The 24,591-nt window shown below is 71.8% G+C and carries 22 protein-coding genes and 1 pseudogene; 6 read left to right on the top strand and 17 right to left on the bottom strand.

The genetic code is table 11. The features are described 5' to 3' along the window. Positions 1 to 17: 17 nt before the first annotated feature. The 4 genes from ACLBYB_RS15855 to ACLBYB_RS15840 all read right to left on the bottom strand — a co-directional run bounded on the left by ACLBYB_RS15855 (position 18) and on the right by ACLBYB_RS15840 (position 5,241). The gene (locus tag ACLBYB_RS15855) at positions 18 to 1,265 is read right to left on the bottom strand and encodes an ABC transporter substrate-binding protein (RefSeq protein WP_091981647.1); all 1,248 of its coding nucleotides are present in this window, start codon (positions 1,263 to 1,265) and stop codon (positions 18 to 20) included. 205 nt (positions 1,266 to 1,470) lie between these two features. Next, positions 1,471 to 3,855 (bottom strand): xanthine dehydrogenase family protein molybdopterin-binding subunit, encoded by a 2,385-nt coding sequence (locus ACLBYB_RS15850; protein ID WP_447699350.1) that lies wholly within the window; start codon positions 3,853 to 3,855, stop codon positions 1,471 to 1,473. Next, a complete protein-coding gene (locus tag ACLBYB_RS15845) occupies positions 3,852 to 4,367 on the bottom strand; it encodes a (2Fe-2S)-binding protein (protein WP_447699349.1) in 516 nt (171 codons plus the stop codon). Before ACLBYB_RS15845 ends, ACLBYB_RS15850 begins: the two co-directional genes overlap by 4 nt. Beyond that, positions 4,357 to 5,241, bottom strand: a complete 885-nt coding sequence (locus ACLBYB_RS15840; protein ID WP_447699348.1) for an FAD binding domain-containing protein — start codon at positions 5,239 to 5,241, stop codon at positions 4,357 to 4,359. Before ACLBYB_RS15840 ends, ACLBYB_RS15845 begins: the two co-directional genes overlap by 11 nt. Positions 5,242 to 5,375: 134 nt before the next feature. Between ACLBYB_RS15840 and ACLBYB_RS15835 the strand changes: the two genes are divergently transcribed. Continuing rightward, a complete protein-coding gene (locus tag ACLBYB_RS15835; RefSeq protein WP_244540058.1) occupies positions 5,376 to 6,032 on the top strand; it encodes a TetR/AcrR family transcriptional regulator in 657 nt (218 codons plus the stop codon). A gap of 123 nt (positions 6,033 to 6,155) precedes the next feature. After that, a complete protein-coding gene (locus tag ACLBYB_RS15830) occupies positions 6,156 to 6,584 on the top strand; it encodes a hypothetical protein (RefSeq protein ID WP_447699347.1) in 429 nt (142 codons plus the stop codon). Here ACLBYB_RS15830 and ACLBYB_RS15825 read toward each other — a convergent pair. The 9 genes and pseudogenes from ACLBYB_RS15825 to ACLBYB_RS15785 all read right to left on the bottom strand — a co-directional run bounded on the left by ACLBYB_RS15825 (position 6,581) and on the right by ACLBYB_RS15785 (position 15,276). Next, positions 6,581 to 7,801, bottom strand: coding sequence for an FAD binding domain-containing protein (locus ACLBYB_RS15825; RefSeq protein ID WP_447699346.1), 1,221 nt, complete (start codon positions 7,799 to 7,801; stop codon positions 6,581 to 6,583). The genes ACLBYB_RS15830 and ACLBYB_RS15825 overlap by 4 nt on opposite strands. A gap of 93 nt (positions 7,802 to 7,894) precedes the next feature. Then, positions 7,895 to 8,407: a 2-oxo-4-hydroxy-4-carboxy-5-ureidoimidazoline decarboxylase gene (gene uraD, locus ACLBYB_RS15820; RefSeq protein WP_447699345.1), complete on the bottom strand. Its 513-nt coding sequence runs from the start codon at positions 8,405 to 8,407 to the stop codon at positions 7,895 to 7,897. A gap of 5 nt (positions 8,408 to 8,412) precedes the next feature. After that, positions 8,413 to 8,766 carry a hydroxyisourate hydrolase gene (gene uraH, locus ACLBYB_RS15815; RefSeq protein WP_447699344.1) on the bottom strand — a complete coding sequence of 118 codons (354 nt, stop codon included), beginning with the start codon at positions 8,764 to 8,766 and terminating at the stop codon, positions 8,413 to 8,415. A 35-nt stretch (positions 8,767 to 8,801) separates the two neighbouring features. After that, positions 8,802 to 9,356, bottom strand: coding sequence for a hydroxyisourate hydrolase (gene uraH / locus ACLBYB_RS15810; protein WP_447699343.1), 555 nt, complete (start codon positions 9,354 to 9,356; stop codon positions 8,802 to 8,804). A gap of 25 nt (positions 9,357 to 9,381) precedes the next feature. Next, entirely contained in the window at positions 9,382 to 10,749 is a 1,368-nt protein-coding gene (locus ACLBYB_RS15805; protein ID WP_447699342.1) for an MFS transporter, read from the bottom strand. 100 nt (positions 10,750 to 10,849) lie between these two features. Beyond that, positions 10,850 to 11,587, bottom strand: a complete 738-nt coding sequence (locus ACLBYB_RS15800) for an aspartate/glutamate racemase family protein (protein ID WP_447699341.1) — start codon at positions 11,585 to 11,587, stop codon at positions 10,850 to 10,852. Positions 11,588 to 11,765: 178 nt separating this feature from the next. After that, positions 11,766 to 13,262: an NCS1 family nucleobase:cation symporter-1 gene (locus tag ACLBYB_RS15795; protein ID WP_020094451.1), complete on the bottom strand. Its 1,497-nt coding sequence runs from the start codon at positions 13,260 to 13,262 to the stop codon at positions 11,766 to 11,768. 259 nt (positions 13,263 to 13,521) lie between these two features. After that, a pseudogene (gene puuE, locus ACLBYB_RS15790) lies at positions 13,522 to 14,604 on the bottom strand (allantoinase PuuE); the annotation flags it as partial. Between the two features lie 249 nt (positions 14,605 to 14,853). Next, a complete protein-coding gene (locus ACLBYB_RS15785) occupies positions 14,854 to 15,276 on the bottom strand; it encodes a response regulator transcription factor (protein ID WP_447699340.1) in 423 nt (140 codons plus the stop codon). A 409-nt stretch (positions 15,277 to 15,685) separates the two neighbouring features. Here ACLBYB_RS15785 and ACLBYB_RS15780 point away from each other — a divergent pair, with 409 nt between their 5' ends. From ACLBYB_RS15780 to ACLBYB_RS15770, 3 genes are all read left to right on the top strand, one after another. Next, entirely contained in the window at positions 15,686 to 17,359 is a 1,674-nt protein-coding gene (locus tag ACLBYB_RS15780) for a methyl-accepting chemotaxis protein (RefSeq protein WP_447699339.1), read from the top strand. A gap of 346 nt (positions 17,360 to 17,705) precedes the next feature. Next, positions 17,706 to 18,044, top strand: a complete 339-nt coding sequence (locus tag ACLBYB_RS15775) for an SPW repeat domain-containing protein (RefSeq protein WP_447682237.1) — start codon at positions 17,706 to 17,708, stop codon at positions 18,042 to 18,044. Positions 18,045 to 18,200: 156 nt separating this feature from the next. Continuing rightward, positions 18,201 to 18,893, top strand: coding sequence for a helix-turn-helix domain-containing protein (locus ACLBYB_RS15770; RefSeq protein ID WP_447699338.1), 693 nt, complete (start codon positions 18,201 to 18,203; stop codon positions 18,891 to 18,893). Between the two features lie 160 nt (positions 18,894 to 19,053). Here ACLBYB_RS15770 and ACLBYB_RS15765 read toward each other — a convergent pair whose 3' ends face one another. Together ACLBYB_RS15765 and ACLBYB_RS15760 are read right to left on the bottom strand one after the other, a co-directional pair. Beyond that, on the bottom strand, positions 19,054 to 19,956 hold the full coding sequence (locus ACLBYB_RS15765; protein WP_447699337.1) for a LysR family transcriptional regulator: 903 nt from the start codon (positions 19,954 to 19,956) through the stop codon (positions 19,054 to 19,056). Between the two features lie 167 nt (positions 19,957 to 20,123). Continuing rightward, complete coding sequence (locus tag ACLBYB_RS15760) at positions 20,124 to 21,023, bottom strand: LysR family transcriptional regulator (RefSeq protein ID WP_100251682.1); 900 nt, start codon at positions 21,021 to 21,023, stop codon at positions 20,124 to 20,126. An 89-nt stretch (positions 21,024 to 21,112) separates the two neighbouring features. On the opposite strand from ACLBYB_RS15760, the gene ACLBYB_RS15755 reads away from it, so the two are divergent. Then, a complete protein-coding gene (locus tag ACLBYB_RS15755; RefSeq protein ID WP_020094459.1) occupies positions 21,113 to 21,556 on the top strand; it encodes a PACE efflux transporter in 444 nt (147 codons plus the stop codon). 81 nt (positions 21,557 to 21,637) lie between these two features. Here the strand turns inward: ACLBYB_RS15755 and ACLBYB_RS15750 are convergent, their stop codons facing one another. Then, entirely contained in the window at positions 21,638 to 23,479 is a 1,842-nt protein-coding gene (locus tag ACLBYB_RS15750) for an ATP-binding response regulator (protein ID WP_447699336.1), read from the bottom strand. Then, the gene (locus ACLBYB_RS15745) at positions 23,476 to 24,072 is read right to left on the bottom strand and encodes a response regulator (RefSeq protein ID WP_056527077.1); all 597 of its coding nucleotides are present in this window, start codon (positions 24,070 to 24,072) and stop codon (positions 23,476 to 23,478) included. The genes ACLBYB_RS15750 and ACLBYB_RS15745 overlap by 4 nt, the downstream gene beginning before the upstream one ends. Positions 24,073 to 24,591 lie beyond the last annotated feature (519 nt).

Below are 24,591 nucleotides of genomic sequence, written 5' to 3'. Positions count from 1 at the left end.
GGTTCGCATGGGGCGCCTCACGCCTTGTGCCCGAGTTCGTCGCAGCCGCGCAGGAAGCGCTCGTCGGGCCCCTCCGTGCCGAGGATCGTGAAGACGTCGTCCGGAGTCTTCATGTCCTTCGACTTCGCCTCGACGATCAGGACCGACTGCACCGACTGGTGGTCGCATTTCCGGAAGCTCTGCGGCCCCTTGTAGAAGTCGGCCTTCAGCGCCTCCATGGCGGCCACGACCTTGTCGGTCTCGACCGACCCGGCGGCCTTCACGCCCTCCAGCACCGAGCGGACGCCGGCATAGCCCAGCGCCCCGTAATCCGACGGGACGGCGCCGTTGTAGGCGGCGCGGAACCGGTCGTTGAACGCCTTGGCGGAGGGCACGCTGTCCTCCAGGCGCCAGTAGTAGGAGGTGCCGCCGATCACGCCGTCGAAGGCGTCGCCGCCGGCCTTGCGGGCGGTGAAGAGCAGGACCGGCGCGACGAGCTTGGTGGTGCGCTTCAGGCCGAACTCGGTCGCCTGCTGGATCGAGACGACCTGGTCCCGGCCGAAATTGCACAGGCAGAGCACGTCGGGCTTGAGCGCGGCGATCCGGGGCAGGAAGGCCGAGTAGTCGGAGGCGCCGATCGGGTGGCGGATGTCGGCCACGACCTCGATGCCCGAGGCCTCGCCGGCGCGCTTGAAGCCGCGCATCATCTCGTGGCCGTACGCGTAGTCGGCGCTGAGGAAGGCGACGCGCTTGCCCGATTTCGGGAAGACGTAGCGGCCGACCGCGCCCGCGGTCATGTGCGGGTTCAGGGCCTCGTGGAAGGTCGTGCGGCCGAAATCCTTGGCCTCGTTGATCGCGTCGGACTGGCTGATCGAGTTGTAGATGACGCCGCGCTCGCGGGCGACGTTGTTGATCGACAGGGTCACGGCCGCCGAGAGGCCGCCGACCAGGAAGTTGACCTTGTCCTTCTCGATCAGCTCGAGGGTCCGGGTCGCCGCCTCGCCGGGGTTGAGCTTGTCGTCGCGCACGAGGAGCTCGGCCGTGCGGCCCTGGAAGCCGCCGGCCTCGTTGAATGCCTTGACGGCGAGCTGGGCGGCGCGGACCTGGTCGTTCGCCTCGGCCCCGAAGGCGCCGGTGAGCGGCACCGGGAAGCCGATCCGGATCGGGCCTCCGGTCGAACCGCCTTGCGCGATCGCGGAGCGCAGGAGCGCCGGGGCGGCGAGCGCCAGCGCGGATGCGGCGGCGCTGCCCTGGAGCAGCCGGCGCCTGTCGAAGCCCGTTCCCATTCCCGTCCCTCCGTCGGCGTTTCCTCGTCGGGACCGGTCTCTTCGGCGGACCGTGCCCCGTGATGCTCGATGTGTCCTGACCCGAAAGGGTCATCCGTCCTCGCGAGCGCAGCGAAGCGATCCAGGGATCCGCCACGTTCGGCAGCGTCCCGCTGCCCTGGGTTGCTTCGCTGCGCTCGCAAAGACGGGAAGCCCGCAGCCGGTTTCAGATCAGTCCCAGCGCCTCCAGCACGACCTCGGGCGTCACCGGCTGGCGCGCGACACGGGCGTTCAGCGGCGCGAGCGCGTCGTTGATGGCGTTGACGACCGCCGCCGGCGCGCCGGCGGTGCCGGCCTCGCCCGCGCCCTTGGCGCCGATCTCGGACGACGCGGTGGCCGAGACCACGTGGGCGACGTCGATATCGGGCATCTCGCCGGCCATCGGCACGAGGTAGTCGGCCATCGACCCGTTCAGCAGCTGCCCCTCGCCGTCGTAGAGGCAGTGCTCGAACAGGGCCCCGCCGATCCCCTGGACGATGCCGCCGCGGATCTGCTCGTCGACGAGGAGCGGGTTGAGCACGGTGCCGCAATCCTCGACGCACCAGTGCTTGAGCAGCCGCACGAAGCCCGTCTCGGTGTCGACCTCGACGTAGGAGGCCTGCACGCCGTTGGTGAAGGCGAAGGGGTAGTCCTTGGGCACGTAGTGCCGGGTCGCCACGAATTCGGGCTGCACCCCCGGCGGCAGCGTGTCGGGGCGGAAGTAGACGATGCGGCCGAGCTCCGCGAGCGGCATGCGCTCGGTCCCGGTGCCTGCGTCCACCACGGCGCCGTCGCGGACGTCGAGGCTTTCCGGATCGGCCTGCAGGATCGCGCCCGCCACCGCCAGGACGTTGCCGCGCAGCGCCTTGCCGGCCTGCCACGCGGCCTCGCCGCCGATGCCGGCCCCGCGCGAGGCCCAAGTCCCGCCGCCGTAGGGCGTCGCCTGCGTGTCGCCGGAGATCACCCGGACCTTGTCCATCGGCACGCCCGTGGCGGTGGCCACGATCTGCGCGATGATGCCCTCGGTGCCCTGGCCCTGCTCGGTGACGCTGACCGACGCGACGACACCCCCCTGCGGATCGAGCCGGATCGTGCAGCCGTCCTGGGAGGAGATGCGCGCGCCGCCGACCCCGTAGAAGGCCGCCGACGGGTTGGTGATCTCGATGAAGGCCGCGAGCCCGATGCCGCGGTGGATCCCCCGCCGGCGCAGGTCCGCCTGCTCGGCCCGGAGGCCGTCGTAGTCCATCATCGCCTTGAGCTTGGCGAGCGCCGCCTGGTGGGACAGCTTCTCCAGCTTGATCCCCGAGACGCCCGCGCAGGGATAGGCGTCGTCCGGGATGACGTTGCGCTCGCGCACGGCCAAAGGATCGAGGCCGAGGCGGGCGGCGCCGAGATCGACGAGCCCCTCGGCCACCATCGTGGCGATCGGGTGCCCCACCGCCCGGTACTGGCAGGTCGGCGCCTTGTTCTGGAGCACGACCCGGGCCCGGGCCCGGTAGTGCCGGTGCCGGTAGGGGCCGCCGGTCAGGTTGACGACCTGGTTGGCCTCGACCGCGCTGGTGCGCGGGTAGACCGAGTAGGGCCCGATGCCCGTGAGGTCGTCCATGTCGAGGGCGAGGATGTCGCCCTCGGCCGAGAAGGCCATCCGGGCGGTGACCCGGTGGTCGCGGGCATGAATGTCGCTCTGGAAGCTCTCCAGCCGGTCCGCGACGAACTTGACCGGGCGCTTCAGCATCAGCGCCAGCGCGCAGGTCGCCATCTCGTCGGGGTAGATGTGGACCTTGATCCCGAAGGACCCGCCGACATCCTTGCAGATCACCCGCACCGCCCCCTCGGGGAGGGCGAGGTGCTTGCACAGGATGTCCTGCATCATGTGCGGCGCCTGGAAGGAGTGGTGGACGGTGAGCATCCCGTCCGCCGCCGCCCAGTCGGCCAGGATCGCCCGCGGCTCCAGGCACACGCCCGTGTGCCGGCCGAACTGGAAGGTCTCCTCGACCACCAGGGCCGCGTCGCGGAAGGCCGCGTCGACGTCGCCGACGTCGAGGACGCGCTCGAAGGCGAGGTTGTCGCCGAGCTCGGCGTGGATCGCGGGCGTCGCGGGATCGAGCGCCGTCTCCATGTCGACGACGGCGGGGAGCGGGTCGAACTCGACCGTGATCGCCGCGAGCGCGTCCTCGGCCTCGGCCCGGCCGTGCGCGACGACCGCGCAGAACGGCTCGCCGACCCAGGTCACCCGGTCGAGGGCCAGGGCGTGCTGGGGCGCCGAGCGCAGGCCCTTGAAGTGGCCGAGCACGCCGACCCACGGCGTGCACACGGCCGCCAGTTCGGGCCCCGTCACCACGGCGATCACGCCGGGCATCGCTTTGGCGTCCGCGGTGTCCAGGGCGACGATGCGGGCGTGGGCGTGGGGGCTGCGCAGGAAGGCGACGTGGCCGAGGCGGGCGACGGCCACGTCGTCCACGTAGACGCCCCGTCCCTCGAGCAGGCGCCGCGCGTTCGGCCGCGGGACCGAGCGGCCGATATAGCTGTTCGGACGGTCGAGGAAGGTGAGGCCGCTCAGGTCCGCGCTCATTCGGCGGCCTCCCGGCCGGGATTGCGGCGCGCCTCGGCGGTCGCCGCGATGGCGTCGACGATGGCGTGGTAGCCGGTGCAGCGGCAGTAATTGCCCGCGATCGCCGCGCGGATCGCCTCGCGCGAGGTGGCCGCGTCCGCGTCGTCCAGGAGCTCGGCGGCCGTCACCAGCATCCCGGGGGTACAGTAGCCGCATTGCAGGGCGTTGCGGGCGTGGAAGGCGTCCTGCAGGTCGCGGATGCGCCCGCTCTCGGTCAGGCCCTCCACGGTCTCGACAGTGGCGCCGTCGGCCTGGACGCCGAGCATCAGGCAGGACCGCACCGCCCGGCCGTCGACCAGGATCGTGCAGGCGCCGCAGACGCCGTGCTCGCAGCCGAGATGCACGCCGGTGAGGCCGAAGGACTGGCGCAGCAGGTCGCCGAGATGCATCCGGGCGGGGACATGCGCCCGCACGGCCTCCCCGTTCAGCGTGAAGGCGACCGCGTGCGCGCGGTCGGGGCTCTCAGACGCCATCGGGACCGCCCTCCTGCGCGCTGCCGCCGCGCATCCTCGCCGCCACGCGGCCGAGGATCACGCGGGCGAGGTGGAGCCGCGTCGCGGCCTTGGTCGTCGGGTCGTCCGGCGGGTCGAGCTCACCGGCGAGCGCCGCCTGGGCACCCGCGAGGTCGCCGGCCTCCAGGGCCGCCGCGGCGGCGCGGGCGAGCACCGGCCGGTCGGCCACCCCGAAGAAGGCGAGGCGCAGGTCCGACAGGCCGCCTTCGCCTCGCCGCCCGGTCGCCGCGAGGCCGACGAGGGCGTAGTCGCCGTGGCGGCGCGACAGTTCCTCGAAGCCCCAGACCGCGTCGGCCCCCGGAACCGGGAACTCGATCGCCGTGACGATCTCGCCGGGCTCCAGGGCCGTCGTGTAGAGGCCCTGGAAGAAATCGTCCGCCGGGACGCGCCGCTCGGCCCCCGGCCCGCGCACCACGATCGAGGCGCCCGCGGCGAGGCAGCAGGCGGGCCACTCGGTGGCCGGGTCGGCCAGCGCTACCGAGCCGCCGATCGTGCCGCGGTTGCGGATCGCCGGATGGGCGATGTGGGGCAGGGCGGCGGCGAGCAGCGGCAGGCGCTCGCGCACGAGCGCCGCGGTCCCGACGTCGCGGTGGCGCGTCATGGCGCCGATCCGCACAATGCCGCCGGCCGCGCCGCCGGCCTCCGAGACGCCGGTGAGTTCGGGGATCGCGTTGAGGTCGACCAGCAGGCCGGGCGCCGAGAGCCGCATGTTGAGGGCCGTGACGAGGCTCTGGCCGCCCGCCAGCGGAACGGCGTCCTCCCCGTGCTCGGCGAGCAGGGCCAGCGCCGCGTCGAGCGAGGCCGGACGCGCGTAGGCGAAGTCGGGCGCCTTCAAGCCCTGGTCCTCCTCCCGATGGGCTTGCCCATGACCGCCCCGATGGGACAGGCTGGAGGCCCTTATTGATCGTTCGCTCAATAGAAGGCGAAACCGAGATGGCGTCAAGCAGGCCGGCGGACAGTGACGGTCGCGTGCCGACCGGCCGGCGGCTGACGCCGGAGGCCCGCGAGCGCCAGATCGTCGAGGGCGCGGTCGCCTACTTCGCCGAGGTCGGCCTCGACGGGCACACCCGGGAGCTCGCCCGCCGGCTGGGCATCACGCAGCCGCTGCTGTTCCGCTACTTCCCGACCAAGGCGGCGCTGATCGAGCGCATCTACGAGGAGGTCTATCTCAGGCGCTGGGATCCCGGCTGGGAGGCGACGGTGCGCGACACCGCGCTCCCCGTCCTCGAGCGCTTCCGGCGCTTCGAGATCGACTACCAGCGCCGGATCGACGACTACGCGTGGCTGCGGATCTTCGTGTCGGCCGGCCTCAAGGGGTTCGATCTGCCGAGCCGCTACCTCGGCATGGTCCGCGCGCGCATCTTCGCGCCGCTGCTCGCCGGGATGCGCGCCGAGTCGAACCTGCCGGACCCTGAGGTGCAGCCGCTCGCCGCGGACGAGTTCGAGCTCCTGTTCGGCATCCACGGCGCGCTGGTCTACGTCGGCCTGCGCTCGCGGGTCTACGGCATGGACGGCACGGCGGACCGCGACGCGGTCCGGGCCGCCATGCTCGACGCCGCGCTTCCGGGGCTGCTCGCCACCCACCGCCGGGTGGTGACGGCGGCGCGGTCGTCCGACGCGCTGTAGGGCCGTCCCGGGATCCCCGGATCACGGGAGGCGCCGGTCCGGCCCGCCCGCGTCACCGAAGCGGGCCGCCGCGGCGATGACTTTCGCGGGAACTGCGTTAGCCTCGCGGGCCGGAGGAACGCCATGACCCAGGGAACGGAACCGGCGGCGCTGCCGCCCCACTTGGCACAGGAATACGCGGCGGCGCGGGACAACGGCTGCGTCGGCACCCGGCTGCTCTCGGAGGATGACCGCTCCCGGGTCTGGACCATCGTCCTGGCGCCCGGCGCGCGGATCGGCTTCCACACGCACGTGCTCGACTATTTCTGGACCGCGGTGACGGCGGGGCGGGCCCGCTCGCATTACGGCGACGGGCGGGTCGCGGAGGTCGATTACCGCGCGGGCGACATCCAGCACCTGTCGTTCGGGCCGGGCGAGTCGATGACCCACGACCTCGCCAATATCGGCGACACGGAGCTGATCTTCACCACCGTCGAGTTCCTGGACAGCGCGAACCCGCCCCTCGTGCTCCCGGCCGCCGTGCGCGCGGAGGCGACCCGCCGCGCGGCCTAAGCGCGGGGGACATCGGGCGGCACCGCCGTCCCGGCCATCACCGCCTCGGGGCTGCGGAACCGCTCCGCCGCCGCCCGCTCGGCCGCGCCGCGCTGCTGCGCCTGCAGGTACGCGCCGAGATCGCGTCCCCGCGCCACGACGGCCGCGCCGTAGGCGCGTCGGCGCGCCTCGAAGGCCGTGAGCGCGGCGTCCACGTCGCCGCCGGCCGCGTCCAGGGCGTCCGCGAGGGCGGCGGCGTCCTCCATGGCCTTGGTCACGCCCATCCCGACATGGGGCCGGGCCACGAAGGCGGCGTCGCCGATCAGCGCGACGCCGCGCGCCGGGATCATGGTCGGCGTCTCGATGTCCAGGATCGCCTGCAGGAACGGCTGCTCGGCGCGCAGCATGACCTCGGCGAAGGGCGGCGCGAGGATCCGCGCCGCGTCGGCGCGCATCGACTCCAGCACCGCGGCCTTGATGCGGCCCGGCGGGATGGAGAGGGCGTGGCGGACGCCGCCGGTATCGGTCAGCATCGCGGCGAGCGCGGCCTCCTCGGTCGGCCTGTACCAGACCGCGTTGAAGCACAGCCCGGCGGCCTCGTCCGCGCGCCCGGGCACGGGATAGCCGAGGATCTGCTCGCCCGGAGGCAGGCAGAACGCGAAATGGCCGCCGATCGCCTCCCGGGTCGCCGGCGCGAGGGCCGCCGCGTCGACGACGGCGCGCCACGCCACGTAGCCGGCGTAGCGCGGCGCGACACCGCTCAGGAACCGTGACCGCACCGTCGAGAACTGCCCGTCGGCGCCGACGAGGAGATCCGCGGAGATCCGGCGACCGTCCTCGAAGAAGGCGACGACGCGCGCGCCGTCGGATTCGACCGCGGCGAGCGCCGCGCCGTAGCGGACGCTGTCCGGGGGCGCGGCGTCCAGGAGCAGCCCGTAGAGCCGTCCCCAGCTCGCCAGCACCTGCGGCAGGCTCCGCTCCGCGATCACGGTCCCGTCCCGGTCGAGGACCCGGCGGCCCTCGACGGTGACGCCGAGCTCGCCTGCCCCGGCCGGAGCACCGCAGCGCGCCAGCACCGCCCGGAGGCCGGGATGCGTGACGATCCCCGCCCCGCGGCCCGTGAGCGCGGCCGCCGACCGCTCGAACACCGTGACGGCGTGGCCGCTCCGCGCGAGCAGGCACGCCGTGGTCAGCCCGGCGATCGAGCCGCCGATGACGGCCACGTCCAGTCGCTTCATGCAGCCCTCGAACCGGGACAGCGGTCCCGACCGCGCCCAGCATGGACGCGCCCGACCGGCCGGCCAAGATCGAAATCGCCGCGGGGCGCCGCGCTAGACCGGCCGCACCAGCCGGTCGAGCCGCATCCGGGTGATCGCGCCGATCTCCTCCAGGGCCGTCGCCTCCTCGTCCGCGACCGCGCGCGCGAGGCGCTCCTCGAACAGCGCGCGGATCTCGCGCAGGTCCCGGCCGCGCACGGCGACGATGAACGGGAAGCCGAACCGGTGCCGGTAGGCGGCGTTCAGCCGGTCGAAGGCCGCCGCGTCCGCCTCCGTCAGCCGGTCGAGGCCGGCGCTGCCCTGCTCCTGCGCGGAATCGGCGGTCATCGCCCGGGCCCGGGCTTCCGGACCGGCGAGTTCGGGATGGCCGTTGAGGAAGGCCAGGCGCACGTCCGGCGGCGCCGCGCGCACGGCCGCCATCATCGCCCCGTGGAGAGCGGCGAGGTCGGCGAAGGGCGCCGCGCCGTGGGCGGCCCGGGCGACCCAGGGCGCGTGCTCGAAGACGCCGCCGAGATACGCGACGAAGGCGTCGCGCTCGAGGGCGTTGAGGCGGTCGAGGTCGATCATGCCGCTCAGCTTCCGCGATAGGTGGTGAAGCTCGACGGGGCGCACAGCATCGGCACGTGGTAATGCTGCTTGGCGTCGAAGACGGCGAACCGCACGACCGGGTTGTCGATGAAGATGTCGGCCTCCGCCGTGCCGGCCCGGCCCAGGAAATAAGGGTCGACGAAGAATTCCAGCTGATACTGGCCGGTCTCGGCCTTGTCGGCCGGGAGGATCGGCGCGTCGGTCCGGCCGTCGGCGTTGGTGACGACGCTCTTCACGAGCCGCCACTGGCCGTTCTCGAGGACGGAGAAGTCGATCCGGACCCCCGCGACGGGGCGGCCGCGATCGGTGTCGAGGACGTGTGTGGTGATGCCCGCCATGCCGGGTCTCCTTGTCGCGTCGGGGATCGGACGGGTCAGCTGCCGCGGTAGTAGGAATAGCCCCAGGGCGTGAACAGCACCGGCAGGTGGTGGCGCTGGCTCGCGTCGCGGATCCGGAACCGGATCGGCACGAGGCCGAGGAAGTTCGGGGTCGGGAGCTTCACGCCCAGGTTCGCGAAATACGCCTCGAGGTGCAGCACCAGCTCGTAGCGGCCCGCCTTGAAGGCCTCGTCGACCAGGAGCGGCTCGGCGGTCCGGCCGTTCGGCGCGGTGGTGACCGTCCGGATCGGCCGGTAGCCGGTGCCGTCGTGCATCGCGAGGTCGCAGACCATCCCGGCGCCGGGCGTGCCGTGGAAATTGTCGATGGCGTGCAGGGTCAGCCGCGGCGAGAGGCCGGCCTGCGACACGGGCGCGGTGTTCAGCGTGCCGGGCTTGGTCGGGGCACCGGCCGGAGCATCGGCCGGAGCCGCCGCCGGAGCGGGCGCGCCCTGCGCCAGCGCCGGGCCCGCGGAGACCGCGGCCGCGGCGCCCAGCCCCGTCGCGACGAGGCCGCGCCGCGTCAGAGCGTGTCGTTCGGGTCCGTGTTCCAAGAAAGCCTCCCTCTCGTGCTGCGGTTCACGCCGGCTCGTGCGCCGCGCGGGCCCGGGCGCGCCGACCCATCTCCGGCGTCGCCGGCGGGACGAAGGCCAGGATCAGGACGAGCGCCGCGGCCTCGACGGCGGCGACCAGCCAGAGGCCGGTCGCGATCGAGCCGGTCTGCTCGCGCAGGTAACCCATCGCCGCCGGCGCTCCGAAGCCCGCGAGATTGGCCACCGAGTTGATGAGCGCGATGCCGGCCGCGGCCGCCGACCCGGCGAGGAAGCGGCCGGGGATCTGCCAGAAGACCGGGATCGCGCTCATCGTGCCGACGATCGCCACCCCGAGCATGAGCAGCGCGAGGACCGGCGCGCCCGCGATGAAGACGCCGGTGAGCGCGATGGCCAGTGCCCCGACGAAGGCCGGGACCCCGCAATGCAGCCGCGCCTCGCCGGTCCGGTCCGAGTGGCGGCCGTTGAGGATCATCCCGGCGCCGCCGCAGAGATAGGCGGCCGACATGATCCAGCCGACCGTCAGCGGGTCGGTGAAGCCGGCGTCGCGCACCACGCTCGGGCCGAAGAAGGTCAGGGCCGAGTTCGCCGTGACGATGCAGAAGAAGATCGCGATGCACTGCCAGACGCGCGCGTCCTTCAGCGAGGCGAGGATGCGGTGCTCGCGGTGGCCGAGGGCCGCGGCGTCGCGCGCGAGGTCGGCCTCGACCAGCGCCTTCTGCTCCGCCGTCAGCCAGCCGGCCTTGGCGGGCCGGTCCGTGAGGTAGAACAGCGTGACGATCCCGGCCAGGATCGACGGGATGCCCTCGAGCAGGAACACCCACTGCCAGCCGGACCAGCCGTTGACGCCGTGCATCCCCGACATGATCGCGCCCGCGAGCGGCCCCCCGATGACGCCGGCCAGCGCCGAGGCGGACATGAACAGCCCGAACACCTTCGCCCGGCGCTCGCTCGGATACCAGTAGGTCAGGTACAGGATGACGCCGGGATAGAATCCGGCCTCGAAGACGCCGAGCAGGAAGCGCAGGACGTAGAAGAACGCCGGCGTGGTGACGAACATCATCGCCACGCAGCAGAGCCCCCACAGCAGGGTGATCCGCGCGATCGTCTTGCGGGCGCCGATATGCTCCAGCAGCAGGTTGCTCGGCACCTCGCACAGGAAGTAGCCGATGAAGAAGATCCCCGCGCCGATGCCGTAGACGGTCTCGCTGAACCGGAGCTCGGCCAGCATCTGCAGCTTGGCGAAGCCGATGTTGACCCGGTCGATCCAGGACAGGATCCACAGGACCATCAGGAACGGCAGCAGCCGCCACGTGATCCGGCGGTAGGCGTCGTCCAGGCGCGCGGGCGCCGCGAGGGCCGGCATGTCGGTCGCGTGGTGCGCCTGGATCGTCATGGCTGGCCCCACAGGGTTGCCCCATCCGGAATAGGGCGTTGGAATTCCGAGCGATGCAGGACGGCTGCCAGTCTCGCGCCGGCGGGCCGCCCGCCCCGTCTCAGACGATGGCTTCGCGCGGCGCGAGCAGCGTCGCGAGGGCGTGGCCGAGGCCGACATTGTCCGCGGCGACGGCGGGCGGGCGCCGGTAGGGCGCGGCCGCGGCGGCGACGACCGCCTTCACCCCCGACGTGACCGAGCACAGGACCGGGACCGGCACGTGCGGCTGCAGGCGGGCCGCGAGGCCGACCAGGGCGGCGCCGCCGAGGATCACCGCCTCGGCGCGATCCTCCTCGGCGCAGGCCCGGCAGGCGGCCGCGAGGTCGGACAGCGCCGCCTCCGGGTCCTTGGCGATCTCGCCGCCGGTGCGCGCGATCGTCCGGATGCCCGCGAGGCCGTCACCGACGCCGAGGCTCGCGACGCACTCGCGGAGCATGGGCTTCCACAGGGCCCCGCCGGTCACGATGGCGTAGCGCCCGGCGACCCGCTGGGCCTCGCGGCACGACGCTTCGAGCATCCCCACCACCGGGACCGGTGAGACCTCGCACAGGGCCAGCAGCCCGGGATCGCCGAAGCAGGCGAGGAAGACCGCGTCGCAGTCCCGGCCGTGCTCCGCGAAGGCGTCGAGGGCGGCGTGGCCGGCGATGGCCAGGGCCGCCCGGCTGGCGATGTAGGCGGCGCCGAACCGCGCCGTGGCCGGGACGAAGGTCGCAGTCGCGCCCGCCATCGTCCCTACCTGCCCGGCCAGGAGGTCGGTCACAGACGTGCTGGTGTTCGGATTGAGCAGCAGGATCCGCATGGCGCCCTCGGGTGGCGGGAGCCGGCCGGATGGCCGGGCAGAGGCCCGCACGCAGCCGGCCGGGGATGGAGAGGTCGGGGGGCCCGGCGGCGCGGGTCAGGCCGCGCCGCCGGGCCGTTCGTGTCTCCGATCCGGACCGGGGCGGGTCCAGATCCGGACGGCCTCAGGCAGGACGGCCTCAGGCAGGACGGGCCGCGCCCGCGGGGCGGCGCATGAGGGCGGTGTAGATCGCGAAGCCCAGGGCGCACCCGATGAACCACGTGAAGTTCGCCACGCCCTCCAGGCCCGGCAGGATCACGCAGAGCACGGGGATGAGGGCCGAGGGGATCATGGCGGTCACCGCGGCGCGGTTGTATCCGCCACTGTACCAGTACGTCCCGGCGGGGCTCATCGTGTAGAGGTCGTCGAGGACCACCTTCTGCTTCTTCACGAAGTAGAAGTCGGCGATCAGGATCCCGAACAGCGGGCCGATGAACGCGCCGAGGACGTCGAGCGTGTAGTGGATCACAGCGGGATTGTTGTAGAGGTTCCAGGGCGTGATGAAGATCGAGCCGACGGCCGCGATCATCCCGCCCATGCGCCACGAGATCCGCCGCGGCGACACGTTCGAGAAGTCGAACGCGGGCGAGACGAAGTTCGCGACGATGTTGATCCCGATGGTCGCGGTCATGAAGGTGAAGGCGCCGAGCACGACCGCGAAGGTGCTGTCGATGCGGCTCACCGTCTCCACCGGGTCGGTGATCAGGTGGCCGAAGACCGGAACCGTCGCCGAGGCGGTGACGACCGTCAGGAGCGAGAACCCGAGGAAGTTCACCGGGAGACCCCAGAAGTTACCCTTCCTCACCGCCTCGAAGCTCGCGCCGTAGCGCGAGAAGTCGCCGAAGTTCAGCATCGGCCCGGAGAAGTAGGAGACCACGAGGGCGACGGCGTTGATCATCACCGGCAGGGCGTCCCAGCCGGTATACTTCACGGTGCCCAGGGTCAGCCCGATCTCGCCGATCCCGGCCTTGGCGACGAGGTACGCGGCGAGCGCGATCATCACCACGTAGACCGCCGGCCCCGCCCAGTCGATGAACACGCGGATCGCCTCCATGCCGCGCCAGAAGACCAGCGCCTGCAGGACCCAGAGCGTCATGAAGGCGGCCCAGCCCAGACCCGACAGGCCGGCGAAGCCGTACTGCTTGACGTCGGCGTAGACGGCGAGTTCGGGGTAGAAGCGGAGCGCCACCACCGTCAGCGCCGCCGAGGCGAGGTAGGTCTGGATGCCGTACCACGCGACCGCGATCAACCCGCGGATGATCGCCGGGATGTTGGCGCCCTTGACCCCGAAGGAAGCGCGGCAGATCACCGGATAGGGCGTGCCGGTCTGCTGGCTCGGCTTGGCGACGAGGTTGCAGAAGATCTGGACGATCACGATGCCGACGAGCAGGGCGATCAGCACCTGCCAGCTCACGAGGCCCAGCGAGAACAGGGAGCCGGCGGTCACGTATCCGCCGACGCTGTGGACGTCAGACATCCAGAAGGCGAAGATGTTGTAGGTGCCCCAGGTCTGCTTGCGCAGCGGGGCCAGATCCTTGTTCACGAGATCCGGATCGTAGCTCGGCTTGATGACGACGGCTTCCCGTTCGTCCGACACGGCCGTGCTGATGCCGGCGGCCTCAACCTGTGCGTACATGGCGTTTCTCCCTGACTGGCGCAGCCCTGTTGCCGGGCTTTTTCCGTGACGCTGACGACCCGCTGGGACCGCCATGCAAAACCTGGAACTCTCCGTCTCCTGAGTTCTGAAAACACGACCTGAATACAGATCACGACCGAGTTCGGACCTCCAAGTCCCGGTCGCGACGTCGACTTTTCTATCCCGCGACGACCGCCGCGAGGCGGGTCCGGAGGCTGCCCGCGTCGGCCGGGGCGCCCGCGGCCTCCGCGAGGAGCCGGGCCAGGCCGGACGGGTCGTCCGCCTCCGCGGGGAGTCCGGCCGCGTGGACCCGCTCCGCCATCGCCACGCCCGCCGCGGACGACGCGTCGGCCAGCCCGGCGCAGACCGGGCCGAAGACCGCGCCGAACAGGGCGCGGCCCATGCGGGTCGGCCGGTAGCCGCCGCGCGGCGGGTGGGCCGCGATCCAGTGACGGGCGATGTCCAGCCGCGTGGTCACCCAGGCGTCGGGGTGATCGCCCACGTAGTCGAGGAACCGCTCCAGCGCGGCCATCCGCCCCGGACGCCCGACCAGGCGACAGTGCAGCCCCACCGACATGATGCCGCCCCGTCCCGCCTCGCCCTCGCGGTACAGGACGTCGAACGTGTCCTTGAGGTAGCCGAAGAACTGGTCGCCGTTGTTGAAGCCCTGGGCGGTGGCGAACCGCATGTCGTTGGCGTCGAGGGTGTAGGGGACGACGAGCTGCTGACGCCCCCCGATCCGCAGCCAGTAGGGCAGATCGTCGGCGTAGGAATCGGCGAGGTACAGGAATCCGCCCTCGGCGGCGCCGATGGCGAGCGTGTTCGCGGAGGTGCGCCCCTGGTACAGGCCGAGGGGCCTGCTGCCCGTCAGCGATGCCTGCAGCGCGACGGCGGCGTCGATGTCGGCGCGCTCGGCCTCCGGGCTGTGGTCGCGGTAGTCGATCCAGCGCAGGCCGTGGCTGGCGATCTCCCAGCCGGACTCGACCATCGCGGCGACGGCCTCGGGGTTGCGCTGCATCGCCGAGGCTACGCCGAAGACCGTGACCGGGAGGTTGCGGCGCGTGAACGCGCGCCAGAGGCGCCAGAAGCCGGCGCGGGCGCCGTACTCGTAGATCGACTCCATGTTGGCGTGGCGCTTCCCCGGCCAGGGCAGGGCCCCGACGATCTCGGAGAGGAAGGCCTCGGACGCCGCGTCACCGTGGAGGATGCAGTTCTCGCCGCCCTCCTCGTAGTTGATGACGCACTGGACGGCGACGCGCTTGCCCCCGGGCCAGGCCGGGTCCGGTCGATGCCGGCCGTATCCGACCATGTCGCGGGGATAGTCCTGGTCGAGGTCGAACATGGCGTGATCCCTCGTTCCGACGCGAGATAGACGCACGGCCGACCGTTGGTCCAATATCTTGTTCGGCTTGATTGATAGGTTGCACGTTTAGATGGTGCGATCATTGATCTGAGTGTCGGAGCGCCGTCGGGCGGACCGCCACCGGCCTGTCGTCGATCCGGCGGAGCCTGCCCGTGCCGGGTCGACGACCACACCCGCCGCCGCGTCGGCGGGCCGACGGTCGGTCGTCCCGAGCGGGCACCGCGGACCCTAACGGGCGCGGCTGGCGGGGATCGGGCCGGCGGCGAGCATGCCCATCAGGGCGTCGAACGCCAGCGGCTTCTCGACCAGGGGTATGCCGGCGGCGCGGGCGCGGCTCCGGATGCCCGGATCGGGGTGGCCGGTGATCAGGATCACGGGCACGCCGGCAGCGAGGTCCCGCAGCCGGCCCCACACCGCGAGCCCGTCCATCCCCGGCATGACGTGGTCCAGCAGGACGAAGGTCGGGTGCGGGCCGGGGAAGGCGGCCAGCAGCGCGCGTCCGTCGGCGAAGGTCTCCACCCGGTGGCCCTCGCTCTCCAAGAGGAAGCGGGTCGAGTGCAGGATGGCCGGGTCATCGTCCACGACGTAGATGAGGCTCGACGCGGCGGGCAGCGTGGCGTTCGCCGGGAGCGTGGCGTCCAGTGAGGTCATGGTGCCGAGCTTAGGGGCGGTTCGCGGCGGCCGACCTTGACCTGCCTCAAGACCGGGACCGCGTCCGTGCTGCCGCCATCCCGAGACCGGCGACGTTCCTGCCCCGGTCGATCCCGCCCTGCGCGTGCCGCTCGCTGTGCGGCGATCCGACACGTCGGGCGGTGACGCTCCGGTCCGCACCGGAGGCCCTTTTCGATTGATTCAGCTCCGATTCCTCATCTTGAAGTTGAACAACCGTCTCTGCGCGCACGATATCGCGATCCGGAGGCCGAATGACAGACCCCGCGACAGAAACCTCTTTGGAATAAATCTTAATCAGTTTGCGTATATTTTACGCAACCCGATCATGACTGCTCAGCCTGGCTGACGCGTTCGCAGCCCTGGGTTCCGTCGCCTGGACATCCGCCTCATGAAAATGACCATCAAACTGCGACTCGTCTCGCTGCTCGGCGGACTCGGCTTGGTGCTGCTCGCCACGGCGGCGCTCGGAAATCTCTCGCTCCACTGGAGCCATCAGAGCCTGAAGACCGTCTTCGATGATCGCGTCGTCTGTCTCCGGCAGTTCAGCATCATTCGCGACGCCTATGACGACCTGCTCGACGCCTCGCGCCAGCTGCGCGGCAAGCAGATCGAGCCGGCAGAGGCCAAGGACAAGATCGAGCGCGATCTGTCGAAGCTCCACAAGGAGTGGTCGGCCTATCTGGCGACCTACCTGACCCCGGAGGAGGAGGCCCTCGCCAAGGAGCTGCAGGTGCGCGTCGATCGGAACGACGTGATCGCGGCCGAGATCCTCAAGCGCGTCGCCGCCGGCGCGGCCTCGGATTTCGAGGCCACCCACACGGACCTGCTGAAGAGCATGCAGGCCACCAACGCCACGCTGAGCAAGCTGACCGCGTTGCAGGTCCGGGAAGCCGAGGCGGAGTTCCGGCGCTCGGAGACGATTGCCGGCTGGTCGCGCCTCGCGCTCCTGGCCGCGCTCGCGCTCGCCGCGCTCAGCATCGCCTACGGCGTGTACGTGATCGTCGTACAGATCACGCGCCCGCTGGGCAGCCTCGTGGGCGTCCTGCAGCGGATGGCCAAGGGCGCGGTCGACGCCGAGATCCGCGAGGCCGCCCGCGGCGACGAGATCGGGGCCGTCGGCCAGGCCGTCGAGGGCATCAAGGCCATGGTCGCCCGCAAGGCCGCCGAGGAGGCGGAGGTCCGGCGCCGCGCCGACGCGGCCGCCGCCGCCGAGCGCAAGCGCACCATGGTCGAGCTCGCCGACGGCTTCGAGCGCGCCGTCGGCGGCATCGTCGGCCTGGTCTCGTCCTCGGCCACCGAGCTCCAGGCCACCGCCCAGCAGATGACCGCCACCGCCCAGGAGACCGCATCCCAGTCGACCACCGTGGCCGCGGCCGCCGAGGAGGCGTCGACCAACGTCAACACGGTGGCTGCCGCCGCCGAGGAGCTCGGCTCCTCCGTCCAGGAGATCGGCCGGCAGGTGACCGGCTCGGCCCACCTCGCCCAGGCCGCGGTCGGCGAGGCCGACCAGACCGCCCACCTCGTCCAGGCGCTCAGCCAGAACGCCGCGCGGATCGGCGACATGGTCGGGATGATCTCCGGCATCGCCGGCCAGACCAACCTGCTGGCGCTCAACGCCACGATCGAGGCGGCCCGCGCCGGCGCGGCCGGGCGGGGCTTCGCGGTGGTGGCCTCCGAGGTGAAGGCGCTGGCCGAGCAGACCGCCAAGGCGACCGAGGAGATCGCGCGCCAGATCGGCGAGGTCCAGGGGGTGACCGCGCAGGCGGTGACGGCGATCGGCGGGATCACGGGCCGGATCCGGGAGATCGACAGCGTGGCGACGTCGATCGCGGCGGCCGTCGAGGAGCAGGGTGCGGCGACCCAGGAGATCGTGCGCAACGTGGCGCAGGCCTCGGCGGGGACGCACGCGGTGACGGGCAACATCGCCGGCGTGGCGCAGGCCTCGGAGGAGACGGGGGCTGCGGCCTCGCAGGTCCTGTCGGCGGCCTCGGAGCTGTCGCGGCAATCCGAGCATCTCGGCGCCGAGGTCGCCCGCTTCCTCGCCACCGTCCGCGCCGCCTGAGGGTGGCCACGCCCGAGATCCGCGTCCGCCCGGTCCGACGGGGGGACGCGGATCTCGCCGACGCGTGCGCGTTTCGTCAGCGACGACAATCAAGAGACTCGAGTCTGCCACCCACAGCGCGCAGCGAATCCGCGATCACGCCAAGCTTGCCGGATCCCGACACGCGGGCAAGGCCGCGATCGACTTGAGCCAGATCAATGACCGGCCGCACGGATACCGGATGCTCGGCCCGTGAGAGATGGCAGGTCGTCTGTCGCTCAGGGCTCGGGCGCCCGGACATCGGGCCGCCGATGCCGTCAGCCCGCACGGGGATCCGGTGAGAACGATCGAGAACCGAACGGCGGACATGGTCCCGAACGCGCTCAACATGCTCCTCGGCGTCGTGCTCCTCCTCGCACCTTGGTACTTGGATCTGGGCTACGAGACGGCCGCCGCGCGCAACGCCTTCGTGACCGGGGGCGCCATCACCGTGGTCGCACTCCTGGCCCTCGGCGTGACCTGCGCCTGGGAGGAATACCTCAACGTCGCCCTCGGGCTCTGGGCGGCCGTGGCGCCGTGGGTTCTCGGCTTCGCCGACGCGACGGCACCCGTGTGGGTGCACGGCCTGACCGGGCTCGCCGTGGCCGCCCTGGCCGCGTACGCGCTGTGGCGGCTCTTCGTGTCGCCCCAGGCGCGCTCCGTCTGAGGCGCGCCCGTCGCCGCCGCGGCCGCGGGCATCCGGCCGGCACCCGCGACTACGGGATTGCCCTTAAGGGGCGCGCCTTAAGGCTCCGACCGGAATTTCTCCGCCTCCCGCCCGCTGCCAATCTCGTCCCGACCGACGCAGGCGAGGAGCGCAGCGATGAGCACCGAGTTCACGGCACGGACAGCACCGGAGGTGCCCGCAGCCCGTCCCGCTCCCGTCCCGGAGATCGAGGGGAGCACCCTGTTCGCGGGATGCCCCGACGTCGTCGGGACACCGTTCTCCTACGCCCGCGAGGAGGAGATCTACGGAGAGGGCGAGGAGGCCGAGTTCGTCTACAAGGTCCTCAGCGGCGCGGTGCGCACCCACAGGGTCCTGAGCGACGGGCGCCGCCAGATCACGGGCTTCCACCTGCCCGGCGACCTGTTCGGGCTCGGGCAGGGCGAGACCAATCGCCAGACCGCCGAGGCCCTCACCAGCACCAAGGTGCTGATCTTCAAGCGGCGACAGGTCGAGCGCGCCGCGACCGGGCGGGCCGAGGTCGCCTGCCGACTCTGGAGCGTGGCCACGAGCGACCTGCGGCACGCCCAGGACCTGGCGCTCCTGCTCGGACGGCGCTCGGCCCAGGAGCGGGTCGCCGCCTTCCTGCTGGAGGTCGATGACCGCCTCGGCGCCGCCGGCACCTTCGCGCTGCCGATGACCCGCCGCGACATCGCCGACTACCTCGGCCTGACCATCGAGACCGTATCGCGCACCCTCTCGCAGCTGGAGGAGGACGGGGCGTTGCGACGCGACGGCGGCCGACAGGTGTGCCTGCATCGGACCCGGCTGCGCCGTCTCGTCGAGGATTGAGACAGGCGCCGCCGGGGACGCCACCGGCAAGGCCGCTGCGGGCTGCCGCGCGGTTTCGCGTTGGCTTTCGGGGTGGCTTCGGGGTGGCGCCTGCGCGCAGGACGCTGCCTCGGAGACGGTCGCGGACGGCGCCGGCGAGCGGGTGCGGAGACGAAGGGCGTCACCGCCTCTGGAAGCGCGCGATCAAGCCCGGGGCCTCCTCGCGGATCAGCCCGAGAAAGTTGTCGATCACCGGGTTCCGGCGCTGATGATGCAGCGCGTAGACGTCCGCCGACAGGAAGGGCGGCTTGATCGGCAAGACGACGACGTCCGGATGTCTCGGCCGGCCGACGAATTCCGGGATGATGGCGAGACCGAAGCCCGCCGCGACCAGGTTGATCAGCGACGAGGCCTCGCGGACCTGCTGCGAGATGCTCGGCGTGAACCCGCGCGCGATGCAGGCCTGGTAGATATCCGCCGCGAAGCGCGAGCTCTCGAGGCCGAGCGAGATCAGCGGCTCGCTGCGGAAGACGTCGATCGCGACGCTGCGACCGGCGGCGAGGGCGTGCTCGCGCGGCACGGCCACGCAGAGCCGCTCCGGCCACGCCAGGTGGGCGACGAGATCCGGATCCTCGGGGGGGCTGCGGAGGAAGCTGAGATCCGTCCGGTTCGCCTTGAGGGCCGCGATCTGGTCGGCCGGCGCCATCTCGTGGATGCGCACGTCCACCGCCCGGAAGCGCTGCTCGAAGGCCCGGATCAGGCAACCGGCCGGCCCCGCGAGGACGGAACTCGTCATGCCGATGTTGAGGATGCCGGCCGTTCCGGTGCCGATCGTCCGCGCCCGGTCGACGGCATCGGCGACCTGCGCGAGGACCGCCCGCGCGTTCCCGAGGAAATCCTCGCCCGCCGCGGTCAGGACGACGCGCCGGCTCGAGCGCTCGAACAGGTTGACGCCGATCTCCACCTCGAGATCGCGGATCTGCTGGCTCAGCGGCGGCTGCGATACGCCCAGGCTCTGGGCGGCGGCGGTGAAGCTGAGATGCTCCGCCACCGCGGCGAAGTAGCGAAGATGCCGGAGTTCCATGGGCCGACCCATAGGAATTTCGAATGGATAGAAGCACGGAAGGTCTTTTGCGTCTAGACTCGCGGGGTGGACGTCCTCGACGACCGGGATCTCGCCGGCCCGTCAGGACCGTCGACAGCGGCGTGTCGCCGAGTCGGGGCCCGGCAGGCGTCCGTCCCGCACCGCGCTCAGGTCCCGCCCGGGTGGATCCCGACGCGCTCCGCGGCGAAACGCTCGCGGAGCCAGGCCGCGGCGGGGCCGCAGGGCCGCTGCTTGTGCCAGACCAGTTCCAGGGCGATCGGCCAGTCGCCCTCATCGAACTGGAGGTCGGGCGTCACGAGGTACGGCGCCGTGAGGGACGCGGCGATGACGTGGTCGGTGACGAAGGCCCAGCCGATCCCGTGCTTCACCATCTCCAGGATGACCCAGTGGCTCTCCACCCACCACACCTCGGCGGCAACCCGCAGACGGCGCTTCTCCGCCCCGTCGCCGCGGGCGGCCACGAGAATCTGGCGGTGGCGCTTCAGCTCCTCCCACGCCACCCGCTCCTTCGCGAGCGGGTGATCGCGGCCGCAGACCAGCTTGAGCGGCACCCAGCCGATGGTCCGGAACCCGAGCTCCGTCGGGAGCCCCTCCTGGCGCCACATCACGCCCAGGTCGGCGGCGCCCGACTGGACCATGCGGCTGACATCCTCCATCAGCGGGAAGAGCAGCTCGAGCTCCACGAAGGGGAAGCGCTGGGCGAAGCTGGCGAAGAGGGCGCCGAGGGCGTGCTCGGGGTAGAGCTCGTCGATGGCGACCACCAGCCGGTTCTCGACGCCCTGCTCCAGGCTGCTCGCCACACCGATCAGGTGCTCCCGCCGGTCGAGCACCACGCGCGCCTCCAGCAGCAGCCGCTCGCCCGCCGGGGTCAGCACGGGGTTCCGGCCCGCGCGGCTGAACAGCGCCAGCCCCAGATCCGTCTCGAGGTTGGCCACCTGCGTGCTGACGGCCGACTGTGCCTTCCGCAGCACCCGTGCCGCGCCCGAGAACGACCCGGCCTCGGCCGCCGCTACGAAAGCCTGGAGCTGGTCGAGCGAGACCGCCATCTATCTGTTTATCCGATACTTCCTAACTTGTGGATCGCCTTATCGCAGATAGAGAGCGGCCGACCAATCCGCCTCTCGAGAGCGAGACCATGCGCACCACCCGCGACCGCATTCGCCACGCCATCCTGTTCGAGGTGATCGGGCTGCTCCTCATCGTCCCGCTCGGGACCGCGGCCTTCGGCCTGCACGCCGCCGACATGGGCGTGATCGGAATCGGCAGCGCCCTCGTCGCGACGAGCTGGAACTACGTCTACAATCTCGGCTTCGACCGGACGATGCAGCGGCTCGCCGGGCACACGCGCAAGAGCCTCGTCCTGCGGGTCGCCCACGCGGTGCTGTTCGAGGCGGGGCTGCTCCTGATCCTGCTGCCGCCGATCGCGTGGTATCTCGGCATCGGCCTCGTGGAGGCCTTCTTCATGGATCTGGCGATCGCGGCCTTCTACGTGGCCTACGCCTTCGTGTTCAATCTCGCCTACGATCGAACCTTCCCGCTTCCGAGCTGGACCGAGGCTGCCGCCGAGCCGTCCCGCTGACGCTCGCGCCGGCCGCGCGGCGAGACCGCGACGGCGGCGCGGCGGGCGTTCGAGGGTCCGCGGCGCCGCGTGAGGCGCCCGCTATCCCTCCGCGCGGACGAGATCCGTCGTCTCCGGTCCGCGCCGAACCTCCGCGCCCACGGGACCGACGGGTGGCCGGCCCGGCGGGATCAGCGCGGCGAGCGCCTTCTGGAGAAGGTCGGGCCGGACCGGCTTGTGAATCAGAGGGACCCCGCTGTCCAAGGCCTCCCGCATGCGGACGGGCGCGGTGTCGCCGGTGATGAGGATCGCCGGGATCGGCCGTCCCCAATGCTGCCGCAGCGTCGCGATGGCTTCGGCGCCGGTCTGGCCCCTGCGCAGGCGGTAGTCGCAGATCAGTGCGTCCGGCGGCGGCCCCTGCGGCGGCCGTTCGGTGACGTCGGTCGGATCCTCGAAGGCCCAGCACAGGCAACCCCAGCCGGAGAGGAGCGCCACCATCGCGTCGCGGACGATGGCATCGTCGTCGACGATCAGGATGCGGGCGCCGACCAAGCCACCGCTCTCCGCGCTGGCGGCCGCGGGCGCGTCGTCGAGCCTCGCGTCCCGCCCGGCATCGAGCGTCCGGGGGACGAGGATGCGGAAGACGCTGCCGCTCCCCACCTTCGACGAGAGGGAGAGCGGGTGATCGAGCGAGGCGGCGATCCCGCGCGCGATCGCGAGCCCCAGCCCCAGACCTTTGTGACGATCGCGCTCCGGGTTCCCGAGCTGGTAGAACTCCCGGAAGATGTCCTCGCGCTTGTCGACCGGGATGCCGATCCCGGTGTCGTAGACTTCGATCGACACGCCCGCGCGCCGGCGCCGGCAGCCGATGAGGACGCCGCCGCGCTCGGTGTACCGGATGGCGTTGAGGACGAGATTGCGCAGGACCAGCTCCAGCAGGGCCGGGTCCGAGACGATCGCTAGGTCCGTCTGGGGCGTCCGATAGATCAGGCGCTTGGCGTCGGCCAGCGGCGCCAGCTCGTTCTCGATCTTGTCGAGGAGCGGCTGGAGTTCGAAGGCGCGGGGCCGCGGCGTGATGACTCCGGCCTCCAGGCGCGAGAAGTCCAGAAGCGTGTTGAGCATGTCGGTCGACGCGACGTTCGCGGTCTGGGCGTTCTGCAGGATCCGCCGCTGCGGCGCGGCGAGATCCGTCTGGCTCAGCGCCTGGAGGAAGAGGCCCTGGGCGTGGACCGGCTGGCGCAGGTCGTGGCTGGCCGCCGCGAGGAACTGCGACTTCGCGGTGTTGGCGTGCTCGGCGTCGCGGCGGGCCCGGTGCGCCGCGGCGGTCTCCGCGCGCAGCTGCTCCACGAGGGCCGCGTTCTCGAAGCGGAGCTCGATCGATTCCCGCACGCGGCGGCTGGCGAGCACGACCTGACCGTACTGCCCGACCACGAAGAGGATCGAGCAGATTGCCAGGGCGCGGTAGGGCGCGCCGCCGAGCGACCAGAGGGTTCCCGCGGCCAGGACGGCGACGGGGACGACGAGGGCGAGGTAGAGGTGCCGCCGCGGCGCCAGGAGCGAGACGCCGTTGCTGCACGTCGCGCCCAGCAGCGACATGGTCAGGATGCTCACCGCCGGGACCTGGAGCGGCAGCGCGATCCAGATCAGCGATCCCAGGATCGCGCCCTCGACGATCTTGCTCAGGAAGATGACCCGCTCGACCCGGCGGGCGCGGTCGGGCTCGCCGATCGCGGCGCGGACACGACGCGCGTAGGCGGCCGCCCCGAACCGCTCGACGAGGAACGCGCCGTACCAGCTCAGCAGGACGGCGTGGGGCACCAGGCTCCACAGCACGGCCAGCATGAGCGTCGAGACGAGGAAACCGACGGCGACCGACTGCGTGACGCCGTCCAGGACGAGGCGCAACTGCTCGGCCGCGATCCGCTCCTCCTGCGACGGGCTCATCGGATCAGGCCGAACTGCTGCGCCTTGAACACCGCCTCGGCGCGCCGGGTCACCCCCAGGACCGACAGCAGACCCTGCACGTGGCCGCGGACCGTGTGTTCCGACAGACCGAGATTGCGTCCGATCATCTTGTTGGACAATCCGCGCCCGACGAGGGTCAGCACCTCGGCCTGCCGCGGCGTGAGCGTCGGGCAAAGGGCGCCCCCGACCCGCGGGACCGCGGACGACCGGGCGAGCATCTCGCGCAGGACCGTCATCATCCGCTCGGGGCGGTCGGTCTTGGACAGGAACGCGCAGGCGCCCTGCGCCAGCGCCGTGCTGACGGTATCGGGCAGATCCAGGCCGGACACGACGACGATCCGGGCGGCCGGCCAGCGTTGCTGGAGCAGGCCCATCCCCTCGAGCCCGCCGATGCCCGGCAACTGGATGTCGAGGAGGACGATCGTCGGGACGACGGCCACGATGGCGAGCGCCTCGTGCAGCGATGGGCTGTCGAGAACCGGGATCTCATCGAACGCCGTCGACAGCATCGAGACGATGCCGGACCGGAACAGCGCGTGGTCATCGATGATGAGGATTGCTTCCTGCGCCATGCGGATCCTGTCTAGAGCAACCGCACAGGCGCCGTCACGGGTCATGGACCAGTCCATGTGGACTGGTCCACGAAGCCATCCCGATCGGCTAAGCCACGGGTCGAGGAATTCGATCGCGCGCGCCCGGACATGCAGCTGGAGACCACGCGGACGGGATCGGATGCTGGGCGAGGCCGCCCGCCATCCCGCGCGGCCCGCGCTTCACACCGCTGCCGTCGCGGCGACGGTCCGGTGATCGCGGGCGGTGACGTCCGTCGGACCGCGCGCGCGGCCCTCCCAAGTCGACTCGAGGGAATTCCATGGTTCATCGCCGTCAGAGACGAGGCATCGGCCGGACCGCGTCCGATCCGACGTTCGACGCGAAGGGTCCCCTGATCGTGCGGTGGATCGGTGCCGCGGCCCGCAAGCGCGGCCGGGCGGCCGACCGGGAAGCTCCGCCCGCTCCGACCCCGGACAACGTGACGACGGACAACGTGACGAGGCTGTCCTGGGCCGACACCTTCGGACGGGCGATCAGCG

The sequence above is a fragment of the Methylobacterium sp. D54C genome (genome assembly GCF_053345595.1).
This window is presented reverse-complemented; position numbering and strand designations above follow the sequence as displayed.

Excerpts from the sequence above, each read along its gene's own strand:
- ACLBYB_RS15855 (WP_091981647.1), bottom strand. The coding sequence starts at position 1,265 with ATGGGAACGGGCTTCGACAGGCGCCGGCTGCTCCAGGGCAGCGCCGCC.
- ACLBYB_RS15850 (WP_447699350.1), bottom strand. The coding sequence starts at position 3,855 with ATGAGCGCGGACCTGAGCGGCCTCACCTTCCTCGACCGTCCGAACAGC.
- ACLBYB_RS15845 (WP_447699349.1), bottom strand. The coding sequence starts at position 4,367 with ATGGCGTCTGAGAGCCCCGACCGCGCGCACGCGGTCGCCTTCACGCTG.
- ACLBYB_RS15830 (WP_447699347.1), top strand. The coding sequence starts at position 6,156 with ATGACCCAGGGAACGGAACCGGCGGCGCTGCCGCCCCACTTGGCACAG.
- ACLBYB_RS15825 (WP_447699346.1), bottom strand. The coding sequence starts at position 7,801 with ATGAAGCGACTGGACGTGGCCGTCATCGGCGGCTCGATCGCCGGGCTG.
- uraD (WP_447699345.1), bottom strand. The coding sequence starts at position 8,407 with ATGATCGACCTCGACCGCCTCAACGCCCTCGAGCGCGACGCCTTCGTC.
- uraH (WP_447699344.1), bottom strand. The coding sequence starts at position 8,766 with ATGGCGGGCATCACCACACACGTCCTCGACACCGATCGCGGCCGCCCC.
- ACLBYB_RS15805 (WP_447699342.1), bottom strand. The coding sequence starts at position 10,749 with ATGACGATCCAGGCGCACCACGCGACCGACATGCCGGCCCTCGCGGCG.
- ACLBYB_RS15800 (WP_447699341.1), bottom strand. The coding sequence starts at position 11,587 with ATGCGGATCCTGCTGCTCAATCCGAACACCAGCACGTCTGTGACCGAC.
- ACLBYB_RS15795 (WP_020094451.1), bottom strand. The coding sequence starts at position 13,262 with ATGTACGCACAGGTTGAGGCCGCCGGCATCAGCACGGCCGTGTCGGAC.
- ACLBYB_RS15785 (WP_447699340.1), bottom strand. The coding sequence starts at position 15,276 with ATGACCTCACTGGACGCCACGCTCCCGGCGAACGCCACGCTGCCCGCC.
- ACLBYB_RS15780 (WP_447699339.1), top strand. The coding sequence starts at position 15,686 with ATGAAAATGACCATCAAACTGCGACTCGTCTCGCTGCTCGGCGGACTC.
- ACLBYB_RS15775 (WP_447682237.1), top strand. The coding sequence starts at position 17,706 with ATGGTCCCGAACGCGCTCAACATGCTCCTCGGCGTCGTGCTCCTCCTC.
- ACLBYB_RS15770 (WP_447699338.1), top strand. The coding sequence starts at position 18,201 with ATGAGCACCGAGTTCACGGCACGGACAGCACCGGAGGTGCCCGCAGCC.
- ACLBYB_RS15765 (WP_447699337.1), bottom strand. The coding sequence starts at position 19,956 with ATGGAACTCCGGCATCTTCGCTACTTCGCCGCGGTGGCGGAGCATCTC.
- ACLBYB_RS15760 (WP_100251682.1), bottom strand. The coding sequence starts at position 21,023 with ATGGCGGTCTCGCTCGACCAGCTCCAGGCTTTCGTAGCGGCGGCCGAG.
- ACLBYB_RS15755 (WP_020094459.1), top strand. The coding sequence starts at position 21,113 with ATGCGCACCACCCGCGACCGCATTCGCCACGCCATCCTGTTCGAGGTG.
- ACLBYB_RS15750 (WP_447699336.1), bottom strand. The coding sequence starts at position 23,479 with ATGAGCCCGTCGCAGGAGGAGCGGATCGCGGCCGAGCAGTTGCGCCTC.
- ACLBYB_RS15745 (WP_056527077.1), bottom strand. The coding sequence starts at position 24,072 with ATGGCGCAGGAAGCAATCCTCATCATCGATGACCACGCGCTGTTCCGG.